Here is a 24512-nt window from a genome sequence, read left to right on the forward strand (position 1 = left end):
CCACCATGTCCGATAGCCTGCAACTGATCCTCGAAGATACCGACGGCACCCAGCTGGAAACTTCCTGCACCCGTTTCGCCGTGGTCTGGCAGGGCAAGGAAGTGTGGGTCCAGCAAGCCGGCAACGGCCAGTTGCTGATCGGCGTCGACGTCGAAGACGGCGATACCGAATACACCAACCTGCTGCTGCGGCCGATGGCGACCAACCTGGTCAGCCTGCAACTGGAGATGGAGCCGATCGAAGAGGGCGACGACCACGAGCACGGCCCCGACTGCGGCTGCGACCACACCCACTGACTGAGGACATCCCATGCTCGCCCTCGGCAAACTGCTCGACTTGACCCTGGCCGGCCGCGAGCCGACCGAGAAGATCCAGCTCACCGCCGACGGCACCCGCCTGCACTGGCTGGCCGAGGGCGCGCTGGAAGTCACGCCGATCGGCGCCCGCGACAACGGCGTCGACCTGTTGCTCTCGGCCGGTATCCACGGCAACGAGACCGCGCCCATCGAACTGCTCGAACGGCTGATCCGCAAGGTCGCCGCGGGCACCCTCAAGCCTGCCGCCAGGGTCCTCTTCCTGTTCGGCAATCCCGAGGCCATCCGCCGCGGCGAGCGCTACGTCGAACAGGACATGAACCGCCTGTTCAACGGTCGCCACGAGGAGGGCAGCGGCAACGAGGCCTTCCGTGCCGCCGAGCTGGAGCGCCTGGCCCAGGTGTTCTTCAGCAAGACCGAGCGAGTCCACCTGCACTACGACCTGCATACCGCGATCCGCGGCTCGAAGATCGAGCAGTTCGCCCTCTACCCCTGGGCCGAGGGCCGCGAGCATTCCCGCAGCGAACTGGCCCGCCTGCGCGACGCCGGCATCGAGGCGGTGCTGTTGCAGAACAAGCCGGGCATCACCTTCAGCGCCTACACCTACGGCCAGCTCGGCGCCGAGGCCTTTACCCTGGAACTGGGCAAGGCACGTCCGTTCGGAGAGAACCAGGAGGTCAACCTGGAGCGCCTGGAGCGGAGCCTGGAGCTGCTGATCGACGGCAGCGAGGAACAGCCGGACGGCTCCCGACTCGATGGCCTCAAGCTGTTCAGCGTGTCGCGCGAGGTGATCAAGCACAGCGACCACTTCCGCCTGCACCTCGACGACGACGTGGCCAACTTCACCGAACTCTCGCCGGGCTACCTGCTGGCCGAGGATATCGGCGGCACGCGCTGGGTGGTGGAGGAGGTCGGCGCGCGCATCATCTTCCCCAATCCGCGGGTGAAGAACGGCCTGCGCGCCGGAATCCTGGTGGTGCCGGCCAAGCTCTGAGACGTATCGGCCTTCCCTCTCGATCATGACGGAGCGCTTCGGCGCTCCGTTTCCGTTGCGGCCGGGAAGATTTCCCGACGTCCCTTGTGGCTGTCGGTAGAGCGCCGTAGGATCGGGCTTTTCCGCCGAACCGAGGAGCCCTCCGTGCCTGTCATCGACCTGCGCAGCGACACCGTCACCCAGCCCACCGCCGGCATGCGCGAAGCCATGGCCGCGGCCGAACTGGGCGACGACGTCTATGGCGAGGACCCTACGGTCAACCGCCTGGAGGCCGAACTGGCGGCGCGCCTGGGCTTCGCCGCGGCGCTCTTCGTACCGACCGGGACCATGAGCAACCTGCTCGGATTGATGGCCCACTGCGAGCGCGGCGACGAATACATCGTCGGCCAGCAGGCGCATACCTACAAATACGAGGGCGGCGGTGCCGCGGTGCTGGGCTCGATCCAGCCGCAGCCGATCGACGGCGAGGCCGACGGATCGCTCGACCTGGACAAGGTCGCGGCGGCGATCAAGGCCGACGACTTCCATTTCGCCAGGACCCGCCTGCTGGCCCTGGAAAACACCATGCAGGGCAAGGTGCTGCCGCTCGACTACCTGGCCGCGGCGCGCGCTTTCACTCGCGCGCGTGGCCTGGCCCTGCACCTGGATGGCGCGCGCCTGTACAACGCGGCGGTGAAGCTGGGCGTAGACGCCAGCGAAATCACCCGGCACTTCGACTCGGTGTCGGTGTGCCTGTCCAAGGGCCTCGGTGCGCCGGTGGGCTCGGTGCTTTGCGGCAGCGTCGAACTGATCGGCAAGGCCCGTCGCTGGCGCAAGATGGTCGGCGGCGGGATGCGCCAGGCCGGTCTGCTGGCGGCTGCCGGCCTGTACGCCCTCGATCACCAGATGGCACGCCTGGCCGACGACCACGCCAACGCCGCGCGCCTGGGCGACGGGCTGCGCGAACTGGGCTATGCGGTGGAGCCGGTGCAGACCAACATGGTCTACGTCGATGTCGGCGAGCGGGCGGTCGCGCTGCGCGACTTCCTCGCCGAGCGCGAGGTGCGGATCAGCGCGGCGGCGCGTTTGCGCCTGGTCACCCACCTGGACGTTTCCGCCGAGTCCATAGGACAAGTACTGGATGCCTTCGCGGCCTTTCGTCGCTCATAAGCGAAAAGGTCGGCAATAGGCAATAACTATCGCGCAAATACACTACAACCTTGCCCAAGGGCCGATATAATGCGGCCCTTTGCCGGCGATTCGTGGCCGCCAATTTTCCGTGGAAGAACCTATGAAAAGCGCTGAAATCCGTGAAGCCTTCCTCCGCTTCTTCGAAGAGAAGGGACACACCCGTGTCGCTTCCAGTTCGCTGATCCCGGCGAACGATCCGACCCTGCTGTTCACCAACGCGGGCATGAACCAGTTCAAGGACTGCTTCCTCGGCCTGGAAAAGCGCGCCTACACCCGTGCGACCACCAGCCAGAAATGCGTGCGCGCCGGCGGCAAGCACAACGACCTGGAAAACGTCGGCTACACCGCGCGGCACCACACCTTCTTCGAAATGCTGGGCAACTTCAGTTTCGGCGACTATTTCAAGCGCGACGCCATCCATTACGCCTGGGAGTTCCTCACCGGCGAGAAATGGCTGAACCTGCCCAAGGAAAAGCTCTGGGTCACCGTCTACGCCACCGACGACGAGGCCTACGACATCTGGACCAAGGAAGTCGGCGTGCCCGCCGAGCGTATGGTGCGGATCGGCGACAACAAGGGCGCGCCCTATGCGTCCGACAACTTCTGGGCGATGGGCGATACCGGACCTTGCGGTCCCTGCACCGAGATCTTCTTCGACCATGGGCCGGAGATCTGGGGCGGCCCGCCCGGTTCGCCGGAAGAGGACGGCGACCGCTACATCGAGATCTGGAACAACGTGTTCATGCAGTTCAACCGCACCGCGGACGGCGTCATGCACCCGCTGCCGGCGCCGAGCGTGGACACCGGCATGGGCCTGGAGCGCGTCAGCGCGGTACTCCAGCACGTGCACTCGAACTATGAGATCGACCTGTTCCAGAACCTGCTGAAAGCCTCCGCCGAGGCCATCGGCTGCGCCAACGACGACGCGCCGTCGCTGAAGGTGGTAGCCGACCACATCCGTTCCTGCAGCTTCCTGATCGCCGACGGCGTGCTGCCGTCCAACGAAGGTCGCGGCTACGTCTTGCGGCGGATCATCCGCCGCGCCTGCCGCCACGGCAACAAGCTGGGCGCCAGGGGCACCTTCTTCCACAAGATCGTCGCAGCGCTGGTCGCCGAGATGGGCGATGCCTTCCCCGAGCTGAAGCAACAGCAGGCACACATCGAGCGCGTGCTGAAGACCGAGGAAGAGCAGTTCGCCAAGACCCTGGAGCAAGGCCTGAAGATCCTCGAACAGGACCTCGCCGAACTGCAGGGCAGCGTGATTCCCGGCAACGTGGTGTTCAAGCTGTACGACACCTATGGCTTCCCGGTCGACCTGACCAATGACATCGCCCGCGAGCGCGAGCTGACCATCGACGAGGACGGCTTCGAGCGCGAGATGGAGGCCCAGCGCGAGCGCGCCCGCGCTTCCAGCGCCTTTGGCATGGACTACAACAGCCTGGTCAAGGTCGACGGCGAGACCCGCTTCCTCGGCTACCAGGGGGTCTCCGGCGCTGGACAGATCGTCGCGCTGTTCAGGGACGGCCAGGCCGTCGAGCGCCTGGAGGAGGGCGAGGAGGGCGTCGTGGTCCTCGACCAGACGCCGTTCTACGCCGAGTCCGGCGGCCAGGTCGGCGACAGTGGCTACCTCGAGGCGGCTGGCGTGCGCTTCGACGTGCGCGATACCACCAAGGCCGGCGGCGCGCACCTGCACCACGGCGTGGTCGCCCGGGGCAACCTGAGCGTCGGCGCCGCGGTCAAGGCCGAGGTCGACGCTTCGGTACGCCAGGCCACCGCGCTCAACCACTCCGCGACCCACCTGCTGCATGCCGCGCTGCGCCAGGTACTGGGCGAGCACGTACAACAGAAGGGCTCGCTGGTGGACAGCCAGCGCCTGCGTTTCGACTTTAGCCACTTCGAGGCGATCAAGGCGGAACAACTGAAGGCCCTGGAGGATATCGTCAACGCCGAAATCCGTCGCAACACCGAGGTCGAGACCGAGGAAACCGATATCGACACCGCCAAGGCCAAGGGCGCCATGGCGCTGTTCGGCGAGAAGTACGGCGACCAGGTGCGCGTACTGAGCATGGGCGGCGATTTCTCCGTCGAGCTGTGCGGTGGCACCCACGTATCCCGCACCGGCGACATCGGCCTGTTCAAGATCACCAGCGAGGGTGGCGTGGCTGCCGGCGTACGCCGTATCGAGGCGGTCACCGGCGCGGCGGCGCTGGCCTACCTGAACGGTGCCGAGGAGCAGCTCAAGGAAGCCGCCAGCCTGGTCAAGGGCAGCCGCGATAACCTGCTGGACAAGCTCGGCGCACTGCTGGAGCGCAACCGCTCGCTGGAGAAGGAGCTGGAACAGCTCAAGGCCAAGGCTGCCAGCGCGGCCGGCGACGACCTTTCGGCGGCGGCGGTGGAAATCAAGGGCGCGAAGGTACTCGCCGCGCGCCTCGATGGTCTGGACGGCAAGGCGCTGCTGGCGCTGGTCGACCAGTTGAAGAACAAGCTCGGTCGCGCAGTGATCCTGCTCGGCGGCGAGCTGGACGGGAAGGTCGTACTGGTCGCAGGCGTGACCCAGGACCTGACCGGCCAACTGAAGGCCGGCGAGCTTATGAAGCAAGCCGCGGCGGCAGTTGGTGGCAAAGGTGGCGGACGCCCGGATATGGCCCAGGGCGGCGGCACCAATGCAGCGAAATTGGACGAGGCCCTGGCCCTGGCCCAGCGCTTCGTCGAGCAAGGGCTCTGATGCCATGCTGGCCCCGCGCCAGAGCGACGCGGGGCCGGGCGGCCAGCGCCCCTTGATGCCCGGCCGGCGGTGCGCCCCGCCAGTCCGGGTAGCGAAAGAATGTGGCAGGTTCAAAAGGGCGCCCTTCACGGAATCAGGCGGTTTGAAATGGCTTTGATCGTACAGAAGTTTGGAGGGACCTCCGTCGGCACCGTCGAGCGTATCGAGCAGGTGGCCGAGAAGGTGAAGAAATTCCGCGAAGCGGGCGATGACGTCGTCGTGGTGGTATCCGCCATGAGCGGCGAGACCAACCGTCTGATCGGCCTGGCCAACCAGATCATGGAGCAGCCGGTTCCGCGCGAACTGGACGTCATGGTCTCGACCGGAGAGCAGGTGACCATCGCCCTGCTCAGCATGGCTCTGATCAAGCGCGGCGTGCCGGCGGTCTCCTATACCGGCAACCAGGTGCGTATCCTCACCGACAGCGCACACACCAAGGCGCGCATCCTGCACATCGACGACACCCACATCCGCGCCGACCTCAAGGCCGGCAGGGTAGTGGTGGTCGCCGGTTTCCAGGGCGTCGACGGCAACGGCAACATCACCACGCTGGGCCGCGGCGGTTCCGATACCACCGGGGTGGCCCTGGCGGCGGCGTTGAAGGCCGACGAATGCCAGATCTACACCGACGTCGACGGCGTCTACACCACCGATCCGCGCGTAGTGCCGCAGGCCCGCCGGCTGGACAAGATCACCTTCGAGGAAATGCTGGAAATGGCCAGCCTCGGTTCCAAGGTGCTGCAGATCCGGGCGGTCGAGTTCGCCGGCAAGTACAACGTTCCGCTGCGCGTGCTGCACAGCTTCCAGGAGGGTCCGGGCACCCTCATTACTATCGATGATGAAGAGGAATCCATGGAACAGCCGATCATCTCCGGCATCGCCTTCAACCGCGACGAAGCCAAGCTGACCATCCGTGGCGTACCCGATACCCCCGGCGTGGCCTTCAAGATCCTCGGGCCGATCAGTGCCGCCAATGTGGAAGTCGACATGATCGTGCAGAACGTGGCGCACGATAACACCACCGACTTCACCTTCACGGTGCATCGCAACGATTACCTGAACGCCCTGGAAATCCTCAAGCAGACCGCCGCCAACATCGGCGCGCGCGAAGCCATCGGCGACACCAACATCGCCAAGGTTTCCATCGTCGGCGTCGGCATGCGTTCGCACGCCGGCGTGGCCAGCCGCATGTTCGAGGCGCTGGCCAAGGAAAGCATCAACATCCAGATGATCTCCACCTCGGAAATCAAGGTTTCCGTGGTGATCGAAGAGAAGTACCTGGAACTGGCGGTACGTGCCCTGCACACGGCGTTCGAGCTCGACGCGCCGGCGCGACAGGGTGAGTGACGCTGGCAGGCGAAAGGCGCGGCAACCCCGCGCCTTTTGTCGTTTTTGACCGTTCGGCAGGAACTTTCATTCCGGCGGGACTGGTCAATACTGGGTGAAGGATCGCGCTCTTGATTTCTGCGGATCCGCCGCCATTTCTTTTTTGCAGACTGTTGTCCTGAAATATTCGCGTGAGGAGAAAGGAATGCTGATTCTGACTCGTCGGGTCGGAGAGACCCTGATGGTAGGTGACGACGTCACCGTGACGGTACTGGGTGTCAAAGGGAACCAGGTGCGCATCGGCGTCAACGCGCCGAAGGAAGTCGCCGTGCACCGGGAGGAAATTTACCAGCGCATCCAGAAAGAGAAAGATCAAGAGCCAAACCATTAATTTTTATCTAATTTTCCCTTTGCAAACGGGGTAAAGATGGGTATCATGCGCCCCGTGTTGCGGAGAGGTGGCCGAGTGGCCGAAGGCGCTCCCCTGCTAAGGGAGTACACCTCAAAAGGGTGTCGGGGGTTCGAATCCCCCCCTCTCCGCCATTCAAGTGTTAGAGGTTGATTCAGGCGGCGAAAGCCATCTTGGTAACTAAGTTACTGATTTGATTGAAAAAATCGCTTGACGGATAAAATCCACAATCTATAATGCGCCCCCACGACGCACTCATAGCTCAGCTGGATAGAGTACTCGGCTACGAACCGAGCGGTCGGAGGTTCGAATCCTCCTGAGTGCGCCATATTTCGAAGGGTTCCTCTCGTCAGGGGCTCGACGGACGAAGGATCGACAGTTGCGGTCTTTCACGGTAAAACAAGCGTTACCGGCAGGTGGCCGGAAAAAGCACCGACACGCACTCATAGCTCAGCTGGATAGAGTACTCGGCTACGAACCGAGCGGTCGGAGGTTCGAATCCTCCTGAGTGCGCCATACCGAAAGGGCCTGCAGCAATGCAGGCCCTTTTTCTTTGCCCGGGATTTTTCTTCCGCCGGAACGCGGCCCCGTCGTCAGGCGGGGCGGGAAGGGGTCAGACCAGCACCGAGTACCAGAACACCCGGCCGATCACGTTGATGTGCTCGGCGGCTTCCTGGGGCTCGTAGCGCTCGTCCGGATGCTCGTCGCTGTTGAAGCTGCGAATGCGCAGGCCGCCGCCCGGAAGGCGGTAGAGCAGTTTCACGCGCAGTTGGCCGTCGTGGTCGAAGGCGTACATGTCGCCGTCCTTGATCGTCCGCGCGCTAGTGTCCACGCCTACCGTGCTGCCGTCCGGCAGCACCGGCTCCATGCTGTTGCCGCTGACCGTGACGCAGGCGGCACTGGCCGGATCGATGTTCTTCTTGCGCAGGGTGTACTTGCCGAAGCGCAGCTTGCGCCCGCCGGTCTGCAGGATCACCGTGCTGCCCTTGCCGCCGGACAGCTCGATCTCCTTGTAGAAGGGCAGTTCGATCTCGTCGGCATCCAGGGGCGTTTCGTCGTCCCATGACTCTACTGCGCCAAGCCAACTGGCATTGGGTCCTGCGTTCGCCTGGCCGCGCTCGGCGAGCATCTCGCCGCGACCTTCCGCCAGCCACAGGGGGTTGACGCCGCAGGCGCCGGCGATCTGCGCGACGAAGCTGGTGGCGCGGGACTTGCCGCGCTCCAGATCGGAAATGGAGGTCTGGGTCATGCCTACCGCCTGGGCAAGCTGGACCTGGCTGAGATGGGCGTGCTTGCGCGCCGCCTTGATGCGATCTTTGAGTTCCATAGGTGGCAAGACTAAGGGTGTACCTGTGGCATTGCAAGCGTCCGTATATGGGTATTACCATAATTTCAGCGCTTTCCTACTCGCCTCGGGTAGGACGGCGGCCCAACACAGCCACTGCGGGTGGCTAATGCGAGCGGCCAGCCAGGTGGGCCGGCCAAGGAGGGAATACCATGTTTCAAAGTACCGAGCAGGCGCTGGCCGTGGCCTACTGGATGTTCGAGCACCAGCCGGGACCGAAGTCGTCGACGGCGATGGTGATCGATGGCCTGCGCGAGCGCTTCGATCGCAGCTTCATCGAACACCTGCCCAGCGGTTTGAGTCCGCACGAATGGCAGGCCCAGGCGGTGATGACCGTGCGTTTCGCCCAGCGCCAGCTGGCTGCGCACCCACTGGAGCTGGCGGTGGTGCGGGCCGAGTTCGCCCGCGGGCGGGATTTCGTCCTTGGCCTGGCGGCTTTGCGCGACTGGCTGAAGCCCGGGGCCGACCCGATCGAGCAGCGGGCAACCCTGGCCTTGCTGATGCGCATGTTCCGTCGTCCGCCGTCGAGCATCCGCGAGATCGAGCGACTCAGCGGCCTGTCGAAGAGCACCCTGCATCGCTGGGACAAGGAATGGCGCGAGCGGGTCGTCGCTTTGCTGCGCCAGGCCTTGCAGCGACTGGAGGAGCCGATGGCGGAGGTGGGGATCGTGGGCGAGCGCTAAAAAAATTTCTGTATGAAAACGGGTTTTCCCATATTGACGCTATGGGACGATAAAGGTATAAATTCTCCACGATTGAAATTCCTCTGGCCGAAGCCCGCCGATGCGGGCTTCGCCCGTTCCGGGCCCGCCTTTTCGGCGGGCCTTTGCATTTCCGGGAGTCATCCATGTCCGAGCCAAGCTCTGCGGCCTCCGCCGCCAGCGCAATGGCTGGCGTCGGCCTGGCCATGTACCTGCCGGGTATCGATGGCAACGCCTTGCTGGGAGGCTTCGGCGGCGCCATCTTCTTTGTCGTGTTCGCCCGTGACTACAACGCCCTGACCCGCCTCGGCTACCTGCTGGTGTCCTGGGTCGGCGGCTATTACGCCGGAATCGAGGCGCTCGGCCGCGGGTTGACCCAGACCAGCGGCATGGCCGCCTTCGTCGCCGCGACCCTGTGCGTGACCGGCGGCATCGGCATGCTCGAGTGGATGCGTGGCGGTGAACTGCCCAACTGGATGCGCGGGCTGTTGCGCCGCCGGGGAGGCAAGTCCGATGGTTGATCCGCTGTCCACCCTGACCGTGCTGGTCTGCTCGGCGATCTGCATGCGCCTGATCACCTATCGCCGCGCCGGCGCGCGTTTCCGCCCCGGCGTTTCCCTGTGCGCCTACCTGCTGGCGTTGTGCACCGGCTGCCAGGCGCTGGGAATAGTGGCCGGGCTGTATCGCGCCGAGCACCTCTCGCCGTGGATGCTCGGGGTACTGCTGGTGCTGCTGGTCCTGCTGTTGCAGGCGCGTGGCAACCTGGCGCGGGTCCTGCGCCTGCATTGAACGAACGCACTTCGCTCCGGCCTGGCCGGCGGTTGTATCCGCCGCGTCGGTGCCTGTCCGTCATCCATCCATCCTGAAAAAGGAGTTCGCCATGTCCAGTGCAACCGTGCGCCTGGATCACGCCGCCCTGCGCGAAACGTTGCGGCAGTTGTTCGGCCTGCCCGCCGGCAGCGTCGTCGATGCCGATCAACTGCTGGCCCCGCCGGCCATCCCCTTCATGACCTTGCGCCTGGAGTCCTCGAGCCTGCTTGGCAAGGTGCGGCGGGAGTTTTCCGCCAGTGGCGAGCAGGAGTCCCTGCTGGCCAGTTGCGAGAGCATCTTTCGCCTGACCTGGCATGGTCCCGAGGCGCACCAGTACCTGCAGGATGCCCGCTGCCTGCTGCAGTCAGGCAATGCCGGCGAGCGCCTGCGCGTGCTGAAGGCCAGCCTGCTGCGCCTGACGCCTATCGAAAACCTGTCCGTCGTGCAGGATGGCCAGGCGCTGGGGCAGGCTCGTTTCGACCTTGTTCTCGCTCACGAACACGTGCTGCTCGTCGACCTCGAGCGCACCGCTTCCGGACAGGCCTCCGGGGGGACGGGTGGAACGGCTTCCTAGAGGTCGTTGCGATGCATCGTAGCGATGCCATCCATACATAAAGGAGAGAACCATGGTCATGTTGATCAGTCGTCGCGTCGGCATCGTTCGCCTGGATGCGGTGATTTCCGAAAACCTCGCGCAGGCTGCCGGGAGTGTCGTCGAGACGGGGCAAGAGGCTGCCGTCAGCGCGCGCGGCGACCAGCTCATCACCATCGTCGGCAGCATTGTCGACCATGCGCCCGCTGGCGAGCCGTTGCCCTCCTTGCTGCCGATGGAGGTAGGCAGCCGCGCGTTGAACGAGTGCCGTGTGCGCAAGGGCATCGCTGCCTTGACTTCACTGCAAGGCGCTTCCGAAACGGTGGACGTGCAAACGGGATTCCACCTGTATCGCGGTCTGTTCATCACGCGCGTTGTTGCCCGGCGAACCGCAGAAAGAGGATTGAGCCTGACCATAACCGCCAGCCAGAGGCGTGCGCGGCGGGCAGGCGGTAGGTTGCTGAAGACTGTCGTCCGTCTTTTCCATGCGGGCAGGGCGACACCCTGCCCGGCACGCTAAAGGCGATGCCGGTCCTGCTTTCATCGGTATGAGGTCGGCCCGGCCTTAGCTCCCGGGATCGACTCGCTCCACCCGGTACCTTCCCTTTCCCTTCACGCATCCCTCCTGATCGAAGCTCACGCTTCTCGCTCCCCGTCGCTTGTCGGCCTTGTACTGATAACGCACCTCCGCATTGTTCCCGCTGACCCGGTCCGGCTTGCCCAGCGCCCGCTCCACATCGGAGCGGGTCATTCCCGCCATTATTCGCTGCTCCACGATCGCCTTGCGGCGTTCCTTCTCGTCCAGGCGTCTGCTGCAGCGATCTTCTCTTTCTCCGATCACCGCGAGCGGCACGCTTTTCCGGCCGATGGACGCCTTTTTCGTCTTCGTCTCGGCCATCGGCGTGACACTCCTGCCTCCCGGCGGCGGGTTGTCCGCCACGACGGTCTCGCCGGCCTGCCCGGCGGGGCAACCGAGTTGGGTGAAGCTGACATGGCCGCTGGCGTCTTCGCAGCGGAATACCGCAGCGGCCTCGCAGGTGGACGCCAGCGAGAGGAGGAGAAGGAGGGACAGGGAACGCATGGCCGGCACTCCGGGTCGGATAAGGGTGAGTGCAGGCTAACGCGTTGCCTTTTTCCGCGGGGCCGAGTGTCCTGAGTGAAATTTCCGGCGTCGCAGTCAGGCGTCGAGTGACGATGAACTTTGTGCCGCAAGCGCTTGTTCTTGCCGCCATTTTGTAACGCGCAAAACGCAAGCGGAGTGTTATCATTATCCGTATCTGCCCCGAGAGGGCCCTTGGAACACCCCCATGGACTTACCCAGTAGAAACTCGAACAGTTTCCCGTTTGACCAATCACGTTTCTGATTGACCCCTTTGGCGTGCTCCGCTACTGGGGGTGGAGCGCGCTATGACCGAAGTAGAAGCCAAGAAGCCGCAGGAAAGCCTGCAGGACCGCCTAGCGCAGGTGGTCGAGCTGCTGCATCGCCACAAGGTGGTGGAGGACCTGACCCATCGTCAGGAAGGCCAGCACCATGACCGGGTGGAAAACCTCGTCCACCGCCAGAATCTCGTAGAACTCCAGCGCAAGCTGGAGGAACTGCACCCCGCCGACATCGCCCACATCCTCGAATCGCTGCCGCTGGACGACCGTCTGACGGTCTGGCAACTGGTCAAGTCCGAGGACGACGGCGACATTCTCCTCGAAGTCTCCGACGCGGTCCGGGAAACCCTGATCGCGGACATGGACGACCACGAGATCATCGCCGCGACCAAGGACCTGGACGCCGACGAACTCGCCGACCTGGCGCCGGAACTGCCGCGCGACGTGGTCCATGAACTGATGGAAAGCCTCGACGCGCAGCAGCGCGAGCGAGTGCGTTCGGCGCTGTCCTACGAGGAGGACCAGGTCGGCGCGCTGATGGACTTCGAGATGGTCACCATCCGCGAGGACGTCAGCCTGGAAGTGGTGCTGCGCTACCTGCGCCGCCTGAAGGAACTGCCCGGGCATACCGACAAACTGTTCGTGGTCGACTACGACGGCGTGCTCAAGGGCGTGCTGCCGATCAAGCGCCTGCTGGTCAACGATCCGGACAAGCAAGTGCTGGAAGTCATGGCCACCGACCCGGTGACCTTCCACCCGGACGAGGACGGCTACGACGCCGCCCAGGCATTCGAGCGTTACGACCTGATTTCCGCGCCGGTGGTGGACAAGGGCGGCAAGCTGATCGGTCGTCTGACCATCGACGAGATGGTCGACCTGATCCGTGAGGAGAGCGAAAGCGAAGTCCTCAACATGGCCGGTCTGCGTGAAGAAGAAGACATCTTCGCCTCGGTCTGGAAGTCGGTGCGCAACCGCTGGGCCTGGCTGGCCACCAACCTGATCACCGCCTTCGTCGCCTCGCGGGTGATCGGCCTGTTCGAAGGCTCCATCGAGAAACTGGTGGCGCTGGCCGCGCTGATGCCGATCGTTGCCGGCATCGGTGGCAACTCCGGCAACCAGACCATCACCATGATCGTCCGCGCCATCGCGCTCGACCAGGTACAGCCGACCAGCAACAGTCGCAACCGCCTGCTGCGCAAGGAGCTTGGCGTCGCGCTGGTCAACGGCCTGGCGTGGGGCGGAGTGATCGGCGTGGTGGCCTTCTATCTTTACGGCAACTGGGAACTGGGCGTGGTGATGACCGCCGCGATGACCCTGAACCTGCTGCTGGCGGCGATGATGGGAGTGCTGATCCCGATGACCCTGCATCGTTTCGGACGCGATCCGGCGATGGGCTCCAGCGTGATGATCACTGCGATGACCGACAGCGGCGGTTTCTTCATCTTCCTCGGCCTGGCGACGATCTTCCTGATGTAGCCGGAGCGCCATGCAAGAAGCCGCCCACGGGCGGCTTTTTTCATGGCGGTCAGATCAGCGGGGAAACCTTTGGTGGCGACCAGGACAGCACGCTCAGGCAGCGATCGCCGCCATTGACGAAATACTCGTCGACGGCCTTGGTCTCGCGGGCGACGAAGCCCTCGCGACGGCATTCCTGGTCCAGCCAGCCGCCTTGCTCGACCCGGTACAGCCAACCCTCGGACGCCGCACAGGCTGGCCAGAATTCCAGCAGGTCGGCAGCGTCGAGCTGGCGCAGGCCTTCGACTTCGACGAACTCGACGCGCCAGGTGCGCTGGTTGGCGAGGTCGCGGACGAGGATGGTGAGGCCGGCGCGATCCTGGCGGCACTCCAGGAACCAGGGGTCGACGCAGGGCGGCGCCTGGAGCAGAACCGCCAGCAGCGGCTCCGCGCGTTCAGCCACGGACGCGCAGGGTCAGGCCCTTGAGGAAGTTGCGCAGCAACTGGTCGCCGCAGGTCCGGTAGTTGCTGTGGCCGGGCTTGCGAAACAGGGCGCTCAGCTCGGGTTTGGAGACCGGGAAGTCGACGCTGGCGAGGATGGCATGGAGGTCTTCCTCCTTGAGTTCGAAGGCGACCCGCAGCTTCTTCAGGATCATGTTGTTGCTCAACGGCAGCTCCAGCGGCGGTAGCGGACGCGACTCGTCGCGACCGCGGCGCTGGATGATCAGTCCGTCCAGGCAGCGCGCCAGGTAGCGGTCGGGGCAGGCCTGGAAGCCGTCTTCGTCTTCCTTCTTCAGGTAAGCCTCGAGCAGGTCCGCTTCGACTTGCTCGCCGAACGGGGCGGCCAGTTCGGCCAGATGTGCATCGGGAAGATCCAGCAGGTAGCGCAGGCTGCGTAGTACGTCGTTGTTGAGCATCGTGCTCTCCGGAACGGTTGGCGATGAAAAAGCCCCGCGGGGCGGGGCTCTTCAGGGGGGCTCAGACCAGCTCGGCCCAGAGGTCGTACTCGTCGGCATCGGTGATGCGCACGCGGACCTTGTCGCCCGGCTTCAGCTCGTCGCTGTCGACGAACACGTTGCCGTCGATTTCCGGAGCGTCGGCCCAGGAGCGGCCGACCGCGCCCTGTTCGTCGACTTCGTCGATCAGCACTTCGATTTCCTTGCCCACCTTGAGCTGCAGGCGAGCGGCGGAAATCGCCTGCTGGTGGGCCATGAAGCGTTCCCAGCGGTCCTGCTTGACCTCGTCCGGCACCGGCTCCAGGCCCAGCTCGTTGGCCGGAGCGCCTTCGACGGGGGAGTACTGGAAGCAGCCGACGCGGTCGAGCTGGGCTTCCGTCAGCCAGTCGAGCAGGTACTGGAAGTCTTCTTCGGTTTCGCCCGGGAAGCCGACGATGAAGGTCGAGCGGATGGTCAGTTCCGGGCAGATCTCGCGCCACTGCTTGATCCGGGCCAGGGTCTTGTCCTCGAAGGCCGGGCGCTTCATGGCCTTGAGCACCTTCGGGCTGGCGTGCTGGAAGGGGATGTCGAGGTACGGCAGGAGCTTGCCGGCGGCCATCAGCGGGATCACGTCGTCGACGTTGGGGTACGGGTAGACGTAGTGCAGGCGAACCCACACGCCCATGCTGCTCAGCGCCTCGCAGAGTTCCTTCATGCGGGTCTTGACCGGCTGGCCGTTCCAGAAGTCGGTCTTGTACTTCAGGTCCACGCCGTAGGCGCTGGTGTCCTGGGAAATCACCAGGAGTTCCTTGACCCCGGCCTTGACCAGGCGCTCGGCCTCGCTCAGCACGTCGCCGACCGGCCGGCTGACCAGCTTGCCGCGCATGGACGGGATGATGCAGAAGCTGCAGCTGTGGTTGCAGCCTTCGGAAATCTTCAGGTAGGCGTAGTGGCGTGGGGTCAGCTTGACGCCTTGCGGCGGGACCAGGTCGACCAGCGGGTTGTGTTCGGTCTTCGGCGGCACCACTTCGTGCACCGCGGTAACCACCTGCTCGTACTGTTGCGGGCCGGTGACCGCCAGGACGCTGGGATGCACGTCGCGGATCGCGTGCTCTTCCACGCCCATGCAGCCGGTGACGATGACCTTGCCGTTCTCGGCGATGGCTTCGCCGATCACTTCCAGGGACTCGGCCTTGGCGCTGTCGATGAAACCGCAGGTGTTGACCACCACGACGTCGGCGTCTTCGTAGGTCGGGACGACCTCATAGCCTTCCATGCGCAGCTGGGTGAGGATGCGCTCGGAGTCGACCAGCGCCTTGGGGCACCCTAACGAAACCCATCCTATACTAGGGGCCTTATGCTCTTTTTGAGAATTCATTAGTTTTAGGTGCCTCAGGAATCACGGTATGGGAAAAAACGGCGCGCGAGTATACAGCTATTTGAGGTTTTCCGATCCCCGGCAGGCGACCGGGAGTAGCGCCGACCGTCAGTTAGCGTATGCCTCGGCCTGGGCCTCTAAGCATGGTATGGAGCTGGATGCCACGTTGACTCTGCGTGACGAAGGGCTTTCGGCGTACCACGAAACACACGTAAAGCAGGGCGCCTTGGGTGCGTTCCTCAGGGCCGTCGATGAGGGACGCATCCCGGCAGGGTCTGTCTTGATCGTTGAGGGACTGGACCGTCTGAGTCGAGCAGAGCCACTTCTTGCGCAGGCGCAGCTTGGCCAGATCGTGAACGCCGGCATTACGGTCGTGACGGCAAGCGACGGCCGCGAATACAACAGGGAAGGGCTCAAGGCCGAGCCGATGAACCTGGTGTATTCGCTCTTGGTGATGATTCGGGCGCATGAGGAATCCGATACAAAAAGCAAGCGGGTGAAGGCCGCAGTACGGCGGCAGTGCGAAGGATGGGTTACCGGCTCCTATCGTGGTCGCATTGTGAGTGGCAAGGATCCGCAGTGGCTGGCCTGGGACGGTGATTCTTGGCAGTTCATTCCCGAGCGCGTCGAGGCGGTACGCTTTGCTCTAGATGCATATCGATCCGGTATTGGGGCTGCTCGGCTGGTTCGCCTGATGCATGAAAAGGGGATGGTGCTGAGCGACTGGGGTATTGCGGCGCAGCAGGTATACCGGTTGGTGCGTTTGCCCGCATTGCGAGGTGCCAAGCGGATCTCCATCGATGGCGAGGACTTCATGCTGGAGGACTACTATCCACGGCTGTTGTCCGATGAGGAGTTTTCCGAACTGGAGACATTGGTAGGCCAGCGCTATCGGCGTCGTGGGAAGGACGAGATTGTTGGCATCGTGACCGGTATAGGCATAACTCGATGTGGCTACTGTGGTACTGCGCTGGTAGCCCAGAATCTCATGCAGCGAGTGAAGTCTGACGGTTCACTTGAGGATGGCCACCGGCGCCTTCACTGCGTCAGCTACAGCAAGAATGGCGGGTGTAATGGGGGGAGCTGTAGCTCGGTACCGATTGAGCGCGCCGTGCTCGCTTACTGTTCTGACCAGATGAACCTTCAGCGCCTACTTGAGCCGACGTCGGCCGGCGAGGATCTGCGGCCGCGCCTGGTCGAGGCGCAAAAAGGCGTTGCTGAGATCGAGCGCCAGTTGGAGCGCGTAACCGATGCGCTGTTGGCGGACGACAGTGGTGCGGCGCCGTTGGCGTTCGTACGCAAGGCGCGCGAGTTGGAGGAGGATCTGGAAAGACGTCGATCGGCAGTCCAGGCGTTGGAGCAGGAGTTGGTGGCGAAGTCCGCTTCAGCCCCTGCGGCTGGGGCGTCAAAATGGGCAGAGTTGGCGGAGCGGGCAAAATCGATGGCCGATGTTGACGCGAGGGAGCAGGCGCGGCAACTGGTTATGGATACCTTCGAGACCCTGGTGGTGTACATGCGTGGTGTGATACCGAACCCGAAGGGGCGGTACATTGACGTCATGATGAAGTCCCGTGCCGGCCAAACGCGCTGGATTCGCGTTGACCGGCGGACGGGAGTCTGGAAGGAGGGGGCCGACCGGCCAACTACGCGGCGGCCTTGATCAAGCGGGTGATCACCTCGGGGTCGCCTGGAGGGCTGCTGTGGACTACTAGCCAGCCCTCACACTGCCAGAGGTTCTCTAGCGTCTCGGTGCAGACCCGCCAGGCTGCCCAGCGTACCGGGTCGCCCGCTTCGATGATGTTGCCTTCTTCGTCCACTAGAGCCATGCGTAGCGGCTTGCCGTCGCGGGTTGTGGCGACGAAACCGCTGCTAGAGTTGGCGCTGATGATGGCATTCGGCATTTCGGGGTTTGGGTACATTTCGCTCATCAGTGGCACCCCACTTGCCATGCCGCCAGCGTGCGGAGGATCGGGAATACCTCCGCTGCGAACACTGCGGCCAGGCCCAGGGTGGCGATCAGTCCGAGGGCGGTCAGCGCTCTACGCATCGCGTGGCCCTCCCCGGCCCAGCTCTTCCTGAAGCGCTTGAATGGCTTCGATGATCTCACCGGCGCCACCTTCCTGTTGCTCTGCGGGGATTCCCAGCGCCTCGCCAACGGCAGCAAGGTCCAGCGCCATGGCGCAGATGATCCGGTTTCCGCGCGCGACTTCCTCCCTGAGCGCCTGGGCCTCGGCTTCGAGTGTGACGATCTTGTCTACAGCTTCCGCCAGGGAGACCTTGAACAGCTTCGCCTCTCGCGCTTGCTGCATAGCGTCACTAATTACTTCGTCAACATCGATGCAGAGATATACCCATTCCCTACGGTCGCTTGCTTTGTTTCCAACGGTTGCCCTGTATCGCTGAAGCTCACTCATGACCTACCTCCTTGCTGGCTACTCGGCGCCGCTTCATGATCTCTGCTACGCCGTCGGGGTACGTGATAGCCACGGCCCCGGCTGCGAGAGCTGCTGATTTCTTCGACAGGCAGATATCGAAGTGCTCCTTGATGGTCCCGGCATGCTGAATCCACTTCCGCTGAACACCGATCTTGTCTGCCATTGCGAGCAGTTCCTCGGTCGTGTCCGCGAGCATGTGGCACATCTTCATGCGGCCAAAGGTTGCGTTCATGTCGTCGACGTAAACGGCCATCACACCCCATCCTTGCCGCGCTCGGCGGCGCGGTCCAGGCGCTCGATCTCGGCCAGCGCCAGGGCGCAGGCCTTGACCAGGTCGCGGCGTGTACTGGTCGGCTTCCACCACTGTTCATCCCAGGGCCATGCCAGCGACACCAGCAGGGCAGCGGTTCCATCGTTCGGAGCGCTGGAGCCGGCCAGGGCGTAGCAGGCGGCGGCGCGAGCCATCTGGCCGTGGCTGTGCTCGTCGTCGTGCTCCGGCGTCCATCCCTCGGCGGTGATCTGCCGGCGGCGCTCTGCCTGTACGTCGAGCCATGCTTGAGGCACGCTGTGCTGAGCCGGGGCTACTGGGGCGGCGTAGAGCGTCGTTCCGATGGGCAAGTTGCGAGTGATGATGTCACTCGTTCCGTTAGCGCTGAATGTCTCTTCCGAGACAGCCGCTACCGGCTCCTGCTTTTCCAGTTCGGCCAGCTTGGCCTGGGCGGCGTCGCGCTCTTTTTCGCAGCGCCCCCAGCCGTTCGTTGCGCTACCGAGCTTGAAGATCAGCTCGGTGTTGCGCTCTCGTTGAGATTGAAGCTCCGCCCGCAGTGCTTCGACTTCGGCCTGGGCGACTTTCAGCTGATCCTCCAAGCGCTCGAACTGGCGCAGGCGCACAGCGATTTCGTTCTTGTGGTCTCGCTCCTGTTCGGCCAGGTATTGCCAGTGCTCGGCAGGCGGCCATGGGGATGAAACAACCACTGCGTCGACCGTAATTCCCTCTGGCATCGCCAGGGCGTTCAGCTCGGCGGCATGTTTCTCCGCGTCTTCGCGGGTGAATGCTGCGTACAGTTCGTCCGGCCCCTGGGCATGGACAGCCCAAAGTTCTGGTCGCTCCGCCGCAGGATGTGCCGGGCACGGATGGCGCAGCGACCCGTCGCCACTCGGGCAAGTGCATGAAGGAGCCTTTGAATTATTCGTGATCATCGGGATTCTCCCGTTTGTATTTGCTGAACGGCGGAGTCGCTGGGGTGAGGAGGGCTTCCTCAAGCGGCATGCCTCCGGCGAGCCGCCTGCGGACGGTGCTAGCCGAGACAGGGCTCGGCAGCGTCCCCACCAGTTCCTCTATGGTTCCGGTCCGGCCGCGCACGGTGTGGGTATGCTTGTCCTTTCGGGCCTGGCGGGCATGGTCCAGTGCGCGGGCGAGTGCCGGCGTGCAGTAACCTCGTTTCTGCGAGTTGGCCCGCTTGTGGTCCAGCGACTGGCCCTTCGCCGGCCACTCGATATCCGGCATCAGGGTCAGCATTTCGCGGAACACCCAGGGGCCGATGCCCAAGGCCAGCCGGGTGGCGCGCCGGGAAAGCCCGCGCGCGGCGGACTCCCGAATGAACTGCTCAGTGTTCATGCGGTTCTCTCCAGTTGCTGTTGAATGCGCCGTCCGATCCAGCGCACGACGGGGACCGCCTTGCTGTTGCCAATCGCCTTGTAGCGTGGGCCGTCAGGACATTCGGTAGTGGGCTTCCCACGCCAAGGGATCAGCGTGTAGTCGTCGGGGAATCCCTGTAGGCGCTCGCACTCGCGGGGGGTGAGGCGACGCACTGCCGAGGCAACTACCAGGCTGTCAGCCTCGGTGGCCGGCTTGCTGTGGTTCCTGAAATTGCCTGATCGGAGCGTGGGGGCTACATCCGCGACAATCGGCTGGCCGCGCCCAGTTCCATCCTCGCTGGCGTCGAAGCCTTCTGCTTTCAGGGTGTGGGTGATGTCGCCGGTGACGCAGACGCCGTGCTGCGCGCTAGCCTGCAGCGTGAACATCGGATCGTTCTCCGCGCCGACGCCCAGCCCGGCGCGCGGGTCAAATGTGCTTCTACCTGTCCGCTTGCCGACCTCAAGCAGTGGATATGCGATAGCGACCTGGCCGCCGGCATTGGCGTGGCTCTCACCGTGGCCCATGGCGCGTAGAGTCGGCGAAACGCCGCCGGCATCGGCACCGTAGTCTTTGCAACTGAAGGCGATGGGCGGCTGACTCGATGCCGGCAGGGTGTGGCACAGACCTGGAGTGGGTTGGCTACGGTTTGTCGCGCTGGTGATCTGGTTCGGGTCGAATACGGCATTTTCCTGGCCGTGGTTCCTGCCCAGCGTGTGAGCGCAATCTTGAACGACGTCAGGATCTTGCGTGCCGTGTACGACCAGCAGGCCGGACTCGGCGTCCTGTTGTGTCGCGCTGCCGGCTGCCTTTCCGTTGGCCTGGAGAGTGCCGGCGACCAGATGGTTCGCTGCGGCATGGTCGACATCCGATCCGCCGTCGGTGCTGCGCAGAGTACCGGCCACGGTCGGCGCCACGCAGAACGTCTCGGATGCGAAGTCATTCCGAACGCCATGGGCGGTCAGCGCGCCGGCCTGGAATAGAGACCGGCTCTGGTTCTCGCCGCCGAAGGCAGGGACGCCGGCCATTACTTCGACGGCAGGCCCTTCGTCGCCCTCGCAGTTCGGGCAACCCCACTGACCAAGGCTCAGGTCGAAGAGGTACCCGCAGCCGCACTGGCGCGCAGGGCCGAAAGGAGCGTGTCCGGCAAGGTCTTGCCCCTCGCCTCGGCGCGGCGGATGATCCCGGCGCATGCCTTCGCGCTCAAGAAGTACCGACGCGGGATCGAAGTCTGTTCGAGCACTTGCGACAACGAACACACGCTTGCGTCGTTGGGCCAGTCCGAAATATTGGGCATCCAGAACCCGCCATGCGGCTGCTCGGCGGGGTCCATACACACAACCAGCGTTCGTCCATCGGGGCCCTGACGGCTCCAGCGCTTCGGATTCGCCCACCAGGGCTGCGAGGAAGTTGCCGAACGCGTTGCCTTTGTCGGACAGGACGCCGGGGACGTTTTCCCAGACGACGACGCACTCGTCTCCGTCTGGTCGAACATGGTCAATTGCATCTGCGAGCTCCACGAATTTCATTGTCAGGGCGCCGCGCTCGCCGGCCAGGCCGGCGCGCATGCCGGCTACGGAGAAGTCCTGGCACGGCGTGCCGCCCACCAGGATCAGCGGCGCAGCGATGATTCCCAGCAGCACCTCGCGGGCGAGCTTGGTCATGTCGCCCAGGTTGGGTACCGCGGGCCAGCGGTTGGCCAGTACGGCGGACGGGAAGGGTTCGATCTCGGCGAACCAACTGGCGCGAAACCCCAGCATGTGCCACGCCACGCTCGCGGCCTCGATGCCGCTGCAAACCGAGCCGTAGGTGATATGCCCGTTCATGCCGGGTCCTTATGGATAATGTCGGCCTCGGCGAGCTCGCAGAAGAAGCTGCAGGCCGGGATCGCTTCGTTGCGGCGGATCGGTCCAGCGGGAAGGTCGCGGAGCGAGTAGCGCTCTCCGGTCTTACGGTTCCGGAAGAGGTACGAACCCGGGCCAAGCTCGTCCTGCACCTTGCACAGGGCTTCGAACTGCTCGGGGAAGTCCTCCCGGATCGCCCGGAAGTAGCCTTCTCCGCCTTTCACGCAGCCGATGCAGTTCGCGTTCTCGTAGCCCAGGCGGTACATCGCCGGCAGTTCGATACCGGCGCGAGCGATGATGGCTTTGCAGTCCTCCTTGCCCAGGCCGCGCTCAATCAGCGGCGCGATCACCGGGCGGTCGGGGTTCCGCTCCCGGAAGTCGTCCAGGCGGTGCTCTTCTTCCGCAGTGAAGCCGAGCACCATCACGTCGCCGGGACGCTTCCAGGTGTCCAGCAGGCGACGCTTCAGCAGCTTGGTGCAGGGCGCGCCAGTGCGGCCCTTCATGTAGCGCTCGCGGCGGAAGACGTTGAGCACGTCGGCGCCGTACTTTTCGTCGCGCAGCACCGTGATTTTCCGGCCAGTCCAGACCTCGCAGTCAGCAAGGAAGCGCCGGTTGTCCTGATGCTCGTTGGCCAGGTAGGCATTGAGGAACTGGACGTCGTGGGTATCGCCGTATTGGGCCAGGGCCAGTTTGCCGGCGACCGCAGAGGCCGCGCCGCAACTGAACTGGCCCACGATGCGCGCCTCGGCTGGGATCTGGCTCATGCGATGGGCTCCTTGGTGTCGTGGAAGATGTCGAGCTGGGCCAGGCCACGTTCGGCTTTCTCCAGGCGCTGGAGGAGGTCGGTGTTCGCGATGCGCAGCGCGGCGATCTCTTGGTTCTGCTCGCGGATCTGCGCGCACAGAGTGCGGATCAGTGCGTTATCGGTGGGCTTCGGTGGGCGTTTTCCCCCCTCGACAAGCTGCGCGGGCGAGCGAGTCATTAAGCGAAGCGTGGCTATGTGCTTCGCGCCCCGGCGCAGCCTTTCGTGGGGTATGCGTGCCTTCGGCGTGTGCTGAGGGTCGGATTGGAATATGCCTGCTGCTGCGCAGCAGTGGCTTTCTATAGCGCCACCCTCGGGCATCGGTTGGCGGCCCTGGGCGATGGCGATCAGTTGGATGCGACGTGCCAGGCCGCCGCCGCGCTTCTGCGCGGCCGGGGCTTGGGTGCTGTGGGTGGCGTGTGCCAGGGCGGCGCCCTGGCGGAGTGCTGCTACGCAGCCAGCTGGGATAGGGGCGGTCATTGGGCGCTCCTCGGGTAGACGCAGTGGCCATCGGCCGCGTTCGAGTCGAATAGATGCCGGTTCCTGCTGGTCCGCTCAGACCAGAGGCGGGCGCCTTCGCGTTCCGCGCGGCGGAAGTCTTCGGCGTTGAAGATCACGTCTTCGCACTTCGGGCCTTCGCAGCCGCATTCGTGGCAGAACACATAGGCGTCGACGTCCAGGCCCTCGCAGCCGTAGGTCGTCATTTCCCGGACCGTTCCGAAGGGTGAGAACGTGCGAGCGACCAGCACGACTGGAGGGCCCTCGCACCAGGGGCAGGGCGGGAGATTGATCACATCCGCCGAGTCCTTGTTGCTCGGATGGAGTTGCACTGGCCATGGGTGGGGGCCGTCCACCATCCTGGGGAACAAGGCGAAGCCCGCCAGGTTGAAGGATCGGATGGTGGCGATCCCATCGAACCGCTCGTTCGGCCGCACGTTGGAGAGGGCGCAGGCGATTTCGAGTTGGCCGTTTGCGTCGATCAGCGCCACCCGCTCGGTGATGAAGCGGGGAATCAGAATATCGAGTATCCGGTTCATGGTCGGCCTCACATGCACATCGGCGCGGTGTCGCCGGAGTAGTCGAGGTCGACCGATTCCCAGCCGCTGGGGCGCAGGATCTCGTCGATCTCCCGGATCTGGTCGCTGATATCGGTCATCGTGATTTCCGCGCGTCGAGCGGCGTCCTCGTCCCACTGCGGCCGGGCGCGGCGCAGGCGGGTCAGGCTGTCGACGTGGTGGCTGCGGTGCTTCAGCAGGTCGGAAGCGGAGAGGTTGGAGTAGTTCATGCCGCCTCCTGCGCTTCGGCGTCTGCGCTCTGGCTGGCCAATCTCGTGATGGCGAGCCGCTGGAGGATCGCGGCGAGCTGCTGTTGGGCCTCGGCGTCTGCGTTGCGCTTGGTGGTGCCGGTCTTTTGGAACTGTCGAGCGTGGCCGCTGAGGAGGCGACTGGCGGTGCGGATGGCGTCTTGCTCTTGGTCCGTCAAGGCCTCGGCCTTGAGCCGCTTGACCGTATTCGACAGGTCCACATAAGCCCTCACGAACTCGGCTTCTTTCTCGGAAGCCTCGGCTTCGGCTGTTTGCAGAAGCCCCTTCTGTTCGCTGATCTCTTCCTGCTGCTCATCGATGACCTGTTGCAGGCGCTGGGCATTGGTGCGCAGCTTGATCAGGTCGGTATGCAGCGCAGTCAGTTCCTGGCTGTGCGAGACGCGGCAGAGATAGAGCGCCTCGTCGACCGCCTGCTGTTGCGCGTTCTTTCTGTCCTTGCGCCCGGCAAGGTAGGCGGTGGAGATCAGGATCAGCAGCGCGGCGAGCGTGGTGGCCGCGAGAATGATGTGTTGGGTATGCATGGTGGCTTTCTCCATTGGTGGTGGATGGCCGGTGGTGGCGGCCGGTGGTGCCCGTCAGGGCGGATGGTTGATCAGTCGATGATCTCGACCGAAGGCTTTCCGCGAGTGTCAAGCAGAGGATTGGCGCCGTTGGTCTCCCCGGTTGTGGGGTTGATCACGAAGACCTGGTTCAGGTCGGTGCGCTTGACCGTCCCCGTGTATTCTCCGTTGTAGAGTCGAATCAGCACCCGCTTCCCTGCGGGGAATGCTTTTCTCATCAGGAGTCTTTTTTGATCCCTCGCTTCGTAGAGGGCGCGTTGAGCTGCTGCCAGTTCGGGGTAGGCTTTGTGGCCTTCTTCTGTCCAGATCATGTCTTCCTCGCTTTGGGCCAGCGCGAC

The 24512-nt window shown here is 64.2% G+C and carries 30 protein-coding genes and 3 tRNA genes; 16 read left to right on the plus strand and 17 right to left on the minus strand.

Annotated elements, in window-relative coordinates:
* The first annotated feature begins 5 nt into the window (after positions 1-5).
* The 9 genes from VQ065_RS08455 (at position 6) to VQ065_RS08495 (ending at position 7493) form a co-directional block, all read left to right on the plus strand.
* Complete coding sequence (locus tag VQ065_RS08455; protein WP_003085959.1) at positions 6-296, plus strand: hypothetical protein; 291 nt, start codon at positions 6-8, stop codon at positions 294-296.
* Between the two features lie 13 nt (positions 297-309).
* Complete coding sequence (gene astE / locus VQ065_RS08460) at positions 310-1308, plus strand: succinylglutamate desuccinylase (RefSeq protein WP_003085962.1); 999 nt, start codon at positions 310-312, stop codon at positions 1306-1308.
* Positions 1309-1452: 144 nt separating this feature from the next.
* The gene (gene ltaE, locus VQ065_RS08465; protein ID WP_003085964.1) at positions 1453-2457 is read left to right on the plus strand and encodes a low-specificity L-threonine aldolase; all 1005 of its coding nucleotides are present in this window, start codon (positions 1453-1455) and stop codon (positions 2455-2457) included.
* 121 nt (positions 2458-2578) lie between these two features.
* A complete protein-coding gene (alaS, locus tag VQ065_RS08470) occupies positions 2579-5203 on the plus strand; it encodes an alanine--tRNA ligase (RefSeq protein WP_003085968.1) in 2625 nt (874 codons plus the stop codon).
* Positions 5204-5350: 147 nt separating this feature from the next.
* Positions 5351-6589, plus strand: coding sequence for an aspartate kinase (locus tag VQ065_RS08475; RefSeq protein WP_003085971.1), 1239 nt, complete (start codon positions 5351-5353; stop codon positions 6587-6589).
* A 184-nt stretch (positions 6590-6773) separates the two neighbouring features.
* The gene (gene csrA, locus VQ065_RS08480; protein WP_003085981.1) at positions 6774-6959 is read left to right on the plus strand and encodes a carbon storage regulator CsrA; all 186 of its coding nucleotides are present in this window, start codon (positions 6774-6776) and stop codon (positions 6957-6959) included.
* 61 nt (positions 6960-7020) lie between these two features.
* Positions 7021-7111 (plus strand) — tRNA-Ser (locus VQ065_RS08485).
* A gap of 117 nt (positions 7112-7228) precedes the next feature.
* A tRNA-Arg gene (locus VQ065_RS08490) sits at positions 7229-7305 on the plus strand.
* A gap of 111 nt (positions 7306-7416) precedes the next feature.
* Positions 7417-7493 (plus strand) — tRNA-Arg (locus VQ065_RS08495).
* 97 nt (positions 7494-7590) lie between these two features.
* Here the strand turns inward: VQ065_RS08495 and alpR are convergent.
* Positions 7591-8304: a transcriptional regulator AlpR gene (gene alpR, locus VQ065_RS08500; RefSeq protein WP_003085982.1), complete on the minus strand. Its 714-nt coding sequence runs from the start codon at positions 8302-8304 to the stop codon at positions 7591-7593.
* A 170-nt stretch (positions 8305-8474) separates the two neighbouring features.
* On the opposite strand from alpR, the gene VQ065_RS08505 reads away from it, so the two are divergent.
* From VQ065_RS08505 to VQ065_RS08525, 5 genes are all read left to right on the plus strand, one after another.
* Positions 8475-9005: a hypothetical protein gene (locus VQ065_RS08505; protein WP_003085984.1), complete on the plus strand. Its 531-nt coding sequence runs from the start codon at positions 8475-8477 to the stop codon at positions 9003-9005.
* A 164-nt stretch (positions 9006-9169) separates the two neighbouring features.
* Complete coding sequence (locus VQ065_RS08510; protein WP_003085986.1) at positions 9170-9544, plus strand: phage holin family protein; 375 nt, start codon at positions 9170-9172, stop codon at positions 9542-9544.
* Positions 9537-9812 carry a phage holin family protein gene (locus VQ065_RS08515; protein WP_003085989.1) on the plus strand — a complete coding sequence of 92 codons (276 nt, stop codon included), beginning with the start codon at positions 9537-9539 and terminating at the stop codon, positions 9810-9812. Before VQ065_RS08510 ends, VQ065_RS08515 begins: the two co-directional genes overlap by 8 nt.
* 91 nt (positions 9813-9903) lie before the next feature.
* The gene (locus tag VQ065_RS08520) at positions 9904-10407 is read left to right on the plus strand and encodes a phage neck terminator protein (RefSeq protein WP_003085991.1); all 504 of its coding nucleotides are present in this window, start codon (positions 9904-9906) and stop codon (positions 10405-10407) included.
* A 52-nt stretch (positions 10408-10459) separates the two neighbouring features.
* A complete protein-coding gene (locus VQ065_RS08525; RefSeq protein WP_014603630.1) occupies positions 10460-10945 on the plus strand; it encodes a hypothetical protein in 486 nt (161 codons plus the stop codon).
* 45 nt (positions 10946-10990) lie between these two features.
* Here VQ065_RS08525 and VQ065_RS08530 read toward each other — a convergent pair whose 3' ends face one another.
* Positions 10991-11506 (minus strand): DUF4124 domain-containing protein, encoded by a 516-nt coding sequence (locus tag VQ065_RS08530; protein ID WP_003085993.1) that lies wholly within the window; start codon positions 11504-11506, stop codon positions 10991-10993.
* Positions 11507-11832: 326 nt separating this feature from the next.
* Here VQ065_RS08530 and mgtE point away from each other — a divergent pair, with 326 nt between their 5' ends.
* The gene (gene mgtE / locus VQ065_RS08535; RefSeq protein WP_003085996.1) at positions 11833-13281 is read left to right on the plus strand and encodes a magnesium transporter; all 1449 of its coding nucleotides are present in this window, start codon (positions 11833-11835) and stop codon (positions 13279-13281) included.
* Positions 13282-13330: 49 nt separating this feature from the next.
* Here mgtE and VQ065_RS08540 read toward each other — a convergent pair whose 3' ends face one another.
* From VQ065_RS08540 to rimO, 3 genes are all read right to left on the minus strand, one after another.
* Positions 13331-13723 carry a hypothetical protein gene (locus VQ065_RS08540; RefSeq protein WP_003085997.1) on the minus strand — a complete coding sequence of 131 codons (393 nt, stop codon included), beginning with the start codon at positions 13721-13723 and terminating at the stop codon, positions 13331-13333.
* Positions 13716-14177 (minus strand): YehS family protein, encoded by a 462-nt coding sequence (locus tag VQ065_RS08545; protein WP_003085999.1) that lies wholly within the window; start codon positions 14175-14177, stop codon positions 13716-13718. The genes VQ065_RS08540 and VQ065_RS08545 overlap by 8 nt, the downstream gene beginning before the upstream one ends.
* Positions 14178-14238: 61 nt before the next feature.
* On the minus strand, positions 14239-15573 hold the full coding sequence (gene rimO, locus VQ065_RS08550; RefSeq protein ID WP_019725859.1) for a 30S ribosomal protein S12 methylthiotransferase RimO: 1335 nt from the start codon (positions 15571-15573) through the stop codon (positions 14239-14241).
* Between the two features lie 28 nt (positions 15574-15601).
* Between rimO and VQ065_RS08555 the strand changes: the two genes are divergently transcribed.
* Positions 15602-17233: a recombinase family protein gene (locus VQ065_RS08555; RefSeq protein WP_033943750.1), complete on the plus strand. Its 1632-nt coding sequence runs from the start codon at positions 15602-15604 to the stop codon at positions 17231-17233.
* Here VQ065_RS08555 and VQ065_RS08560 read toward each other — a convergent pair.
* The 12 genes from VQ065_RS08560 to VQ065_RS08615 form a co-directional block, all read right to left on the minus strand.
* Positions 17217-17501 carry a hypothetical protein gene (locus VQ065_RS08560; protein WP_052178651.1) on the minus strand — a complete coding sequence of 95 codons (285 nt, stop codon included), beginning with the start codon at positions 17499-17501 and terminating at the stop codon, positions 17217-17219. The two genes, VQ065_RS08555 and VQ065_RS08560, sit on opposite strands and share 17 nt — an antisense overlap.
* A 111-nt stretch (positions 17502-17612) precedes the next feature.
* Positions 17613-17987 carry a hypothetical protein gene (locus VQ065_RS08565; protein ID WP_033943748.1) on the minus strand — a complete coding sequence of 125 codons (375 nt, stop codon included), beginning with the start codon at positions 17985-17987 and terminating at the stop codon, positions 17613-17615.
* Positions 17980-18261, minus strand: a complete 282-nt coding sequence (locus tag VQ065_RS08570; protein WP_031690977.1) for a DUF4031 domain-containing protein — start codon at positions 18259-18261, stop codon at positions 17980-17982. Before VQ065_RS08570 ends, VQ065_RS08565 begins: the two co-directional genes overlap by 8 nt.
* On the minus strand, positions 18261-19208 hold the full coding sequence (locus tag VQ065_RS08575; RefSeq protein ID WP_228757874.1) for a hypothetical protein: 948 nt from the start codon (positions 19206-19208) through the stop codon (positions 18261-18263). The genes VQ065_RS08570 and VQ065_RS08575 overlap by 1 nt, the downstream gene beginning before the upstream one ends.
* Positions 19195-19626 (minus strand): hypothetical protein, encoded by a 432-nt coding sequence (locus VQ065_RS08580; protein WP_034026058.1) that lies wholly within the window; start codon positions 19624-19626, stop codon positions 19195-19197. The genes VQ065_RS08575 and VQ065_RS08580 overlap by 14 nt, the downstream gene beginning before the upstream one ends.
* Positions 19623-21470, minus strand: coding sequence for a DNA cytosine methyltransferase (locus VQ065_RS08585; RefSeq protein ID WP_057391194.1), 1848 nt, complete (start codon positions 21468-21470; stop codon positions 19623-19625). The genes VQ065_RS08580 and VQ065_RS08585 overlap by 4 nt, the downstream gene beginning before the upstream one ends.
* Entirely contained in the window at positions 21467-22252 is a 786-nt protein-coding gene (locus tag VQ065_RS08590) for a hypothetical protein (protein ID WP_058161070.1), read from the minus strand. The genes VQ065_RS08585 and VQ065_RS08590 overlap by 4 nt, the downstream gene beginning before the upstream one ends.
* A complete protein-coding gene (locus VQ065_RS08595; protein ID WP_057391392.1) occupies positions 22249-22770 on the minus strand; it encodes a hypothetical protein in 522 nt (173 codons plus the stop codon). Before VQ065_RS08595 ends, VQ065_RS08590 begins: the two co-directional genes overlap by 4 nt.
* On the minus strand, positions 22767-23327 hold the full coding sequence (locus VQ065_RS08600) for a Lar family restriction alleviation protein (protein ID WP_057391391.1): 561 nt from the start codon (positions 23325-23327) through the stop codon (positions 22767-22769). Before VQ065_RS08600 ends, VQ065_RS08595 begins: the two co-directional genes overlap by 4 nt.
* Before the next feature lie 8 nt (positions 23328-23335).
* Positions 23336-23575: a hypothetical protein gene (locus VQ065_RS08605; RefSeq protein ID WP_033949281.1), complete on the minus strand. Its 240-nt coding sequence runs from the start codon at positions 23573-23575 to the stop codon at positions 23336-23338.
* Complete coding sequence (locus VQ065_RS08610; protein ID WP_058161067.1) at positions 23572-24135, minus strand: hypothetical protein; 564 nt, start codon at positions 24133-24135, stop codon at positions 23572-23574. Before VQ065_RS08610 ends, VQ065_RS08605 begins: the two co-directional genes overlap by 4 nt.
* A 71-nt stretch (positions 24136-24206) precedes the next feature.
* Entirely contained in the window at positions 24207-24485 is a 279-nt protein-coding gene (locus VQ065_RS08615; RefSeq protein WP_057391390.1) for a hypothetical protein, read from the minus strand.
* Positions 24486-24512: the final 27 nt, after the last annotated feature.

It is taken from the genome of Pseudomonas sp. KBN10P06128 (assembly GCF_037574945.1).
Classification (GTDB): Bacteria; Pseudomonadota; Gammaproteobacteria; order Pseudomonadales; family Pseudomonadaceae; genus Pseudomonas; species Pseudomonas aeruginosa.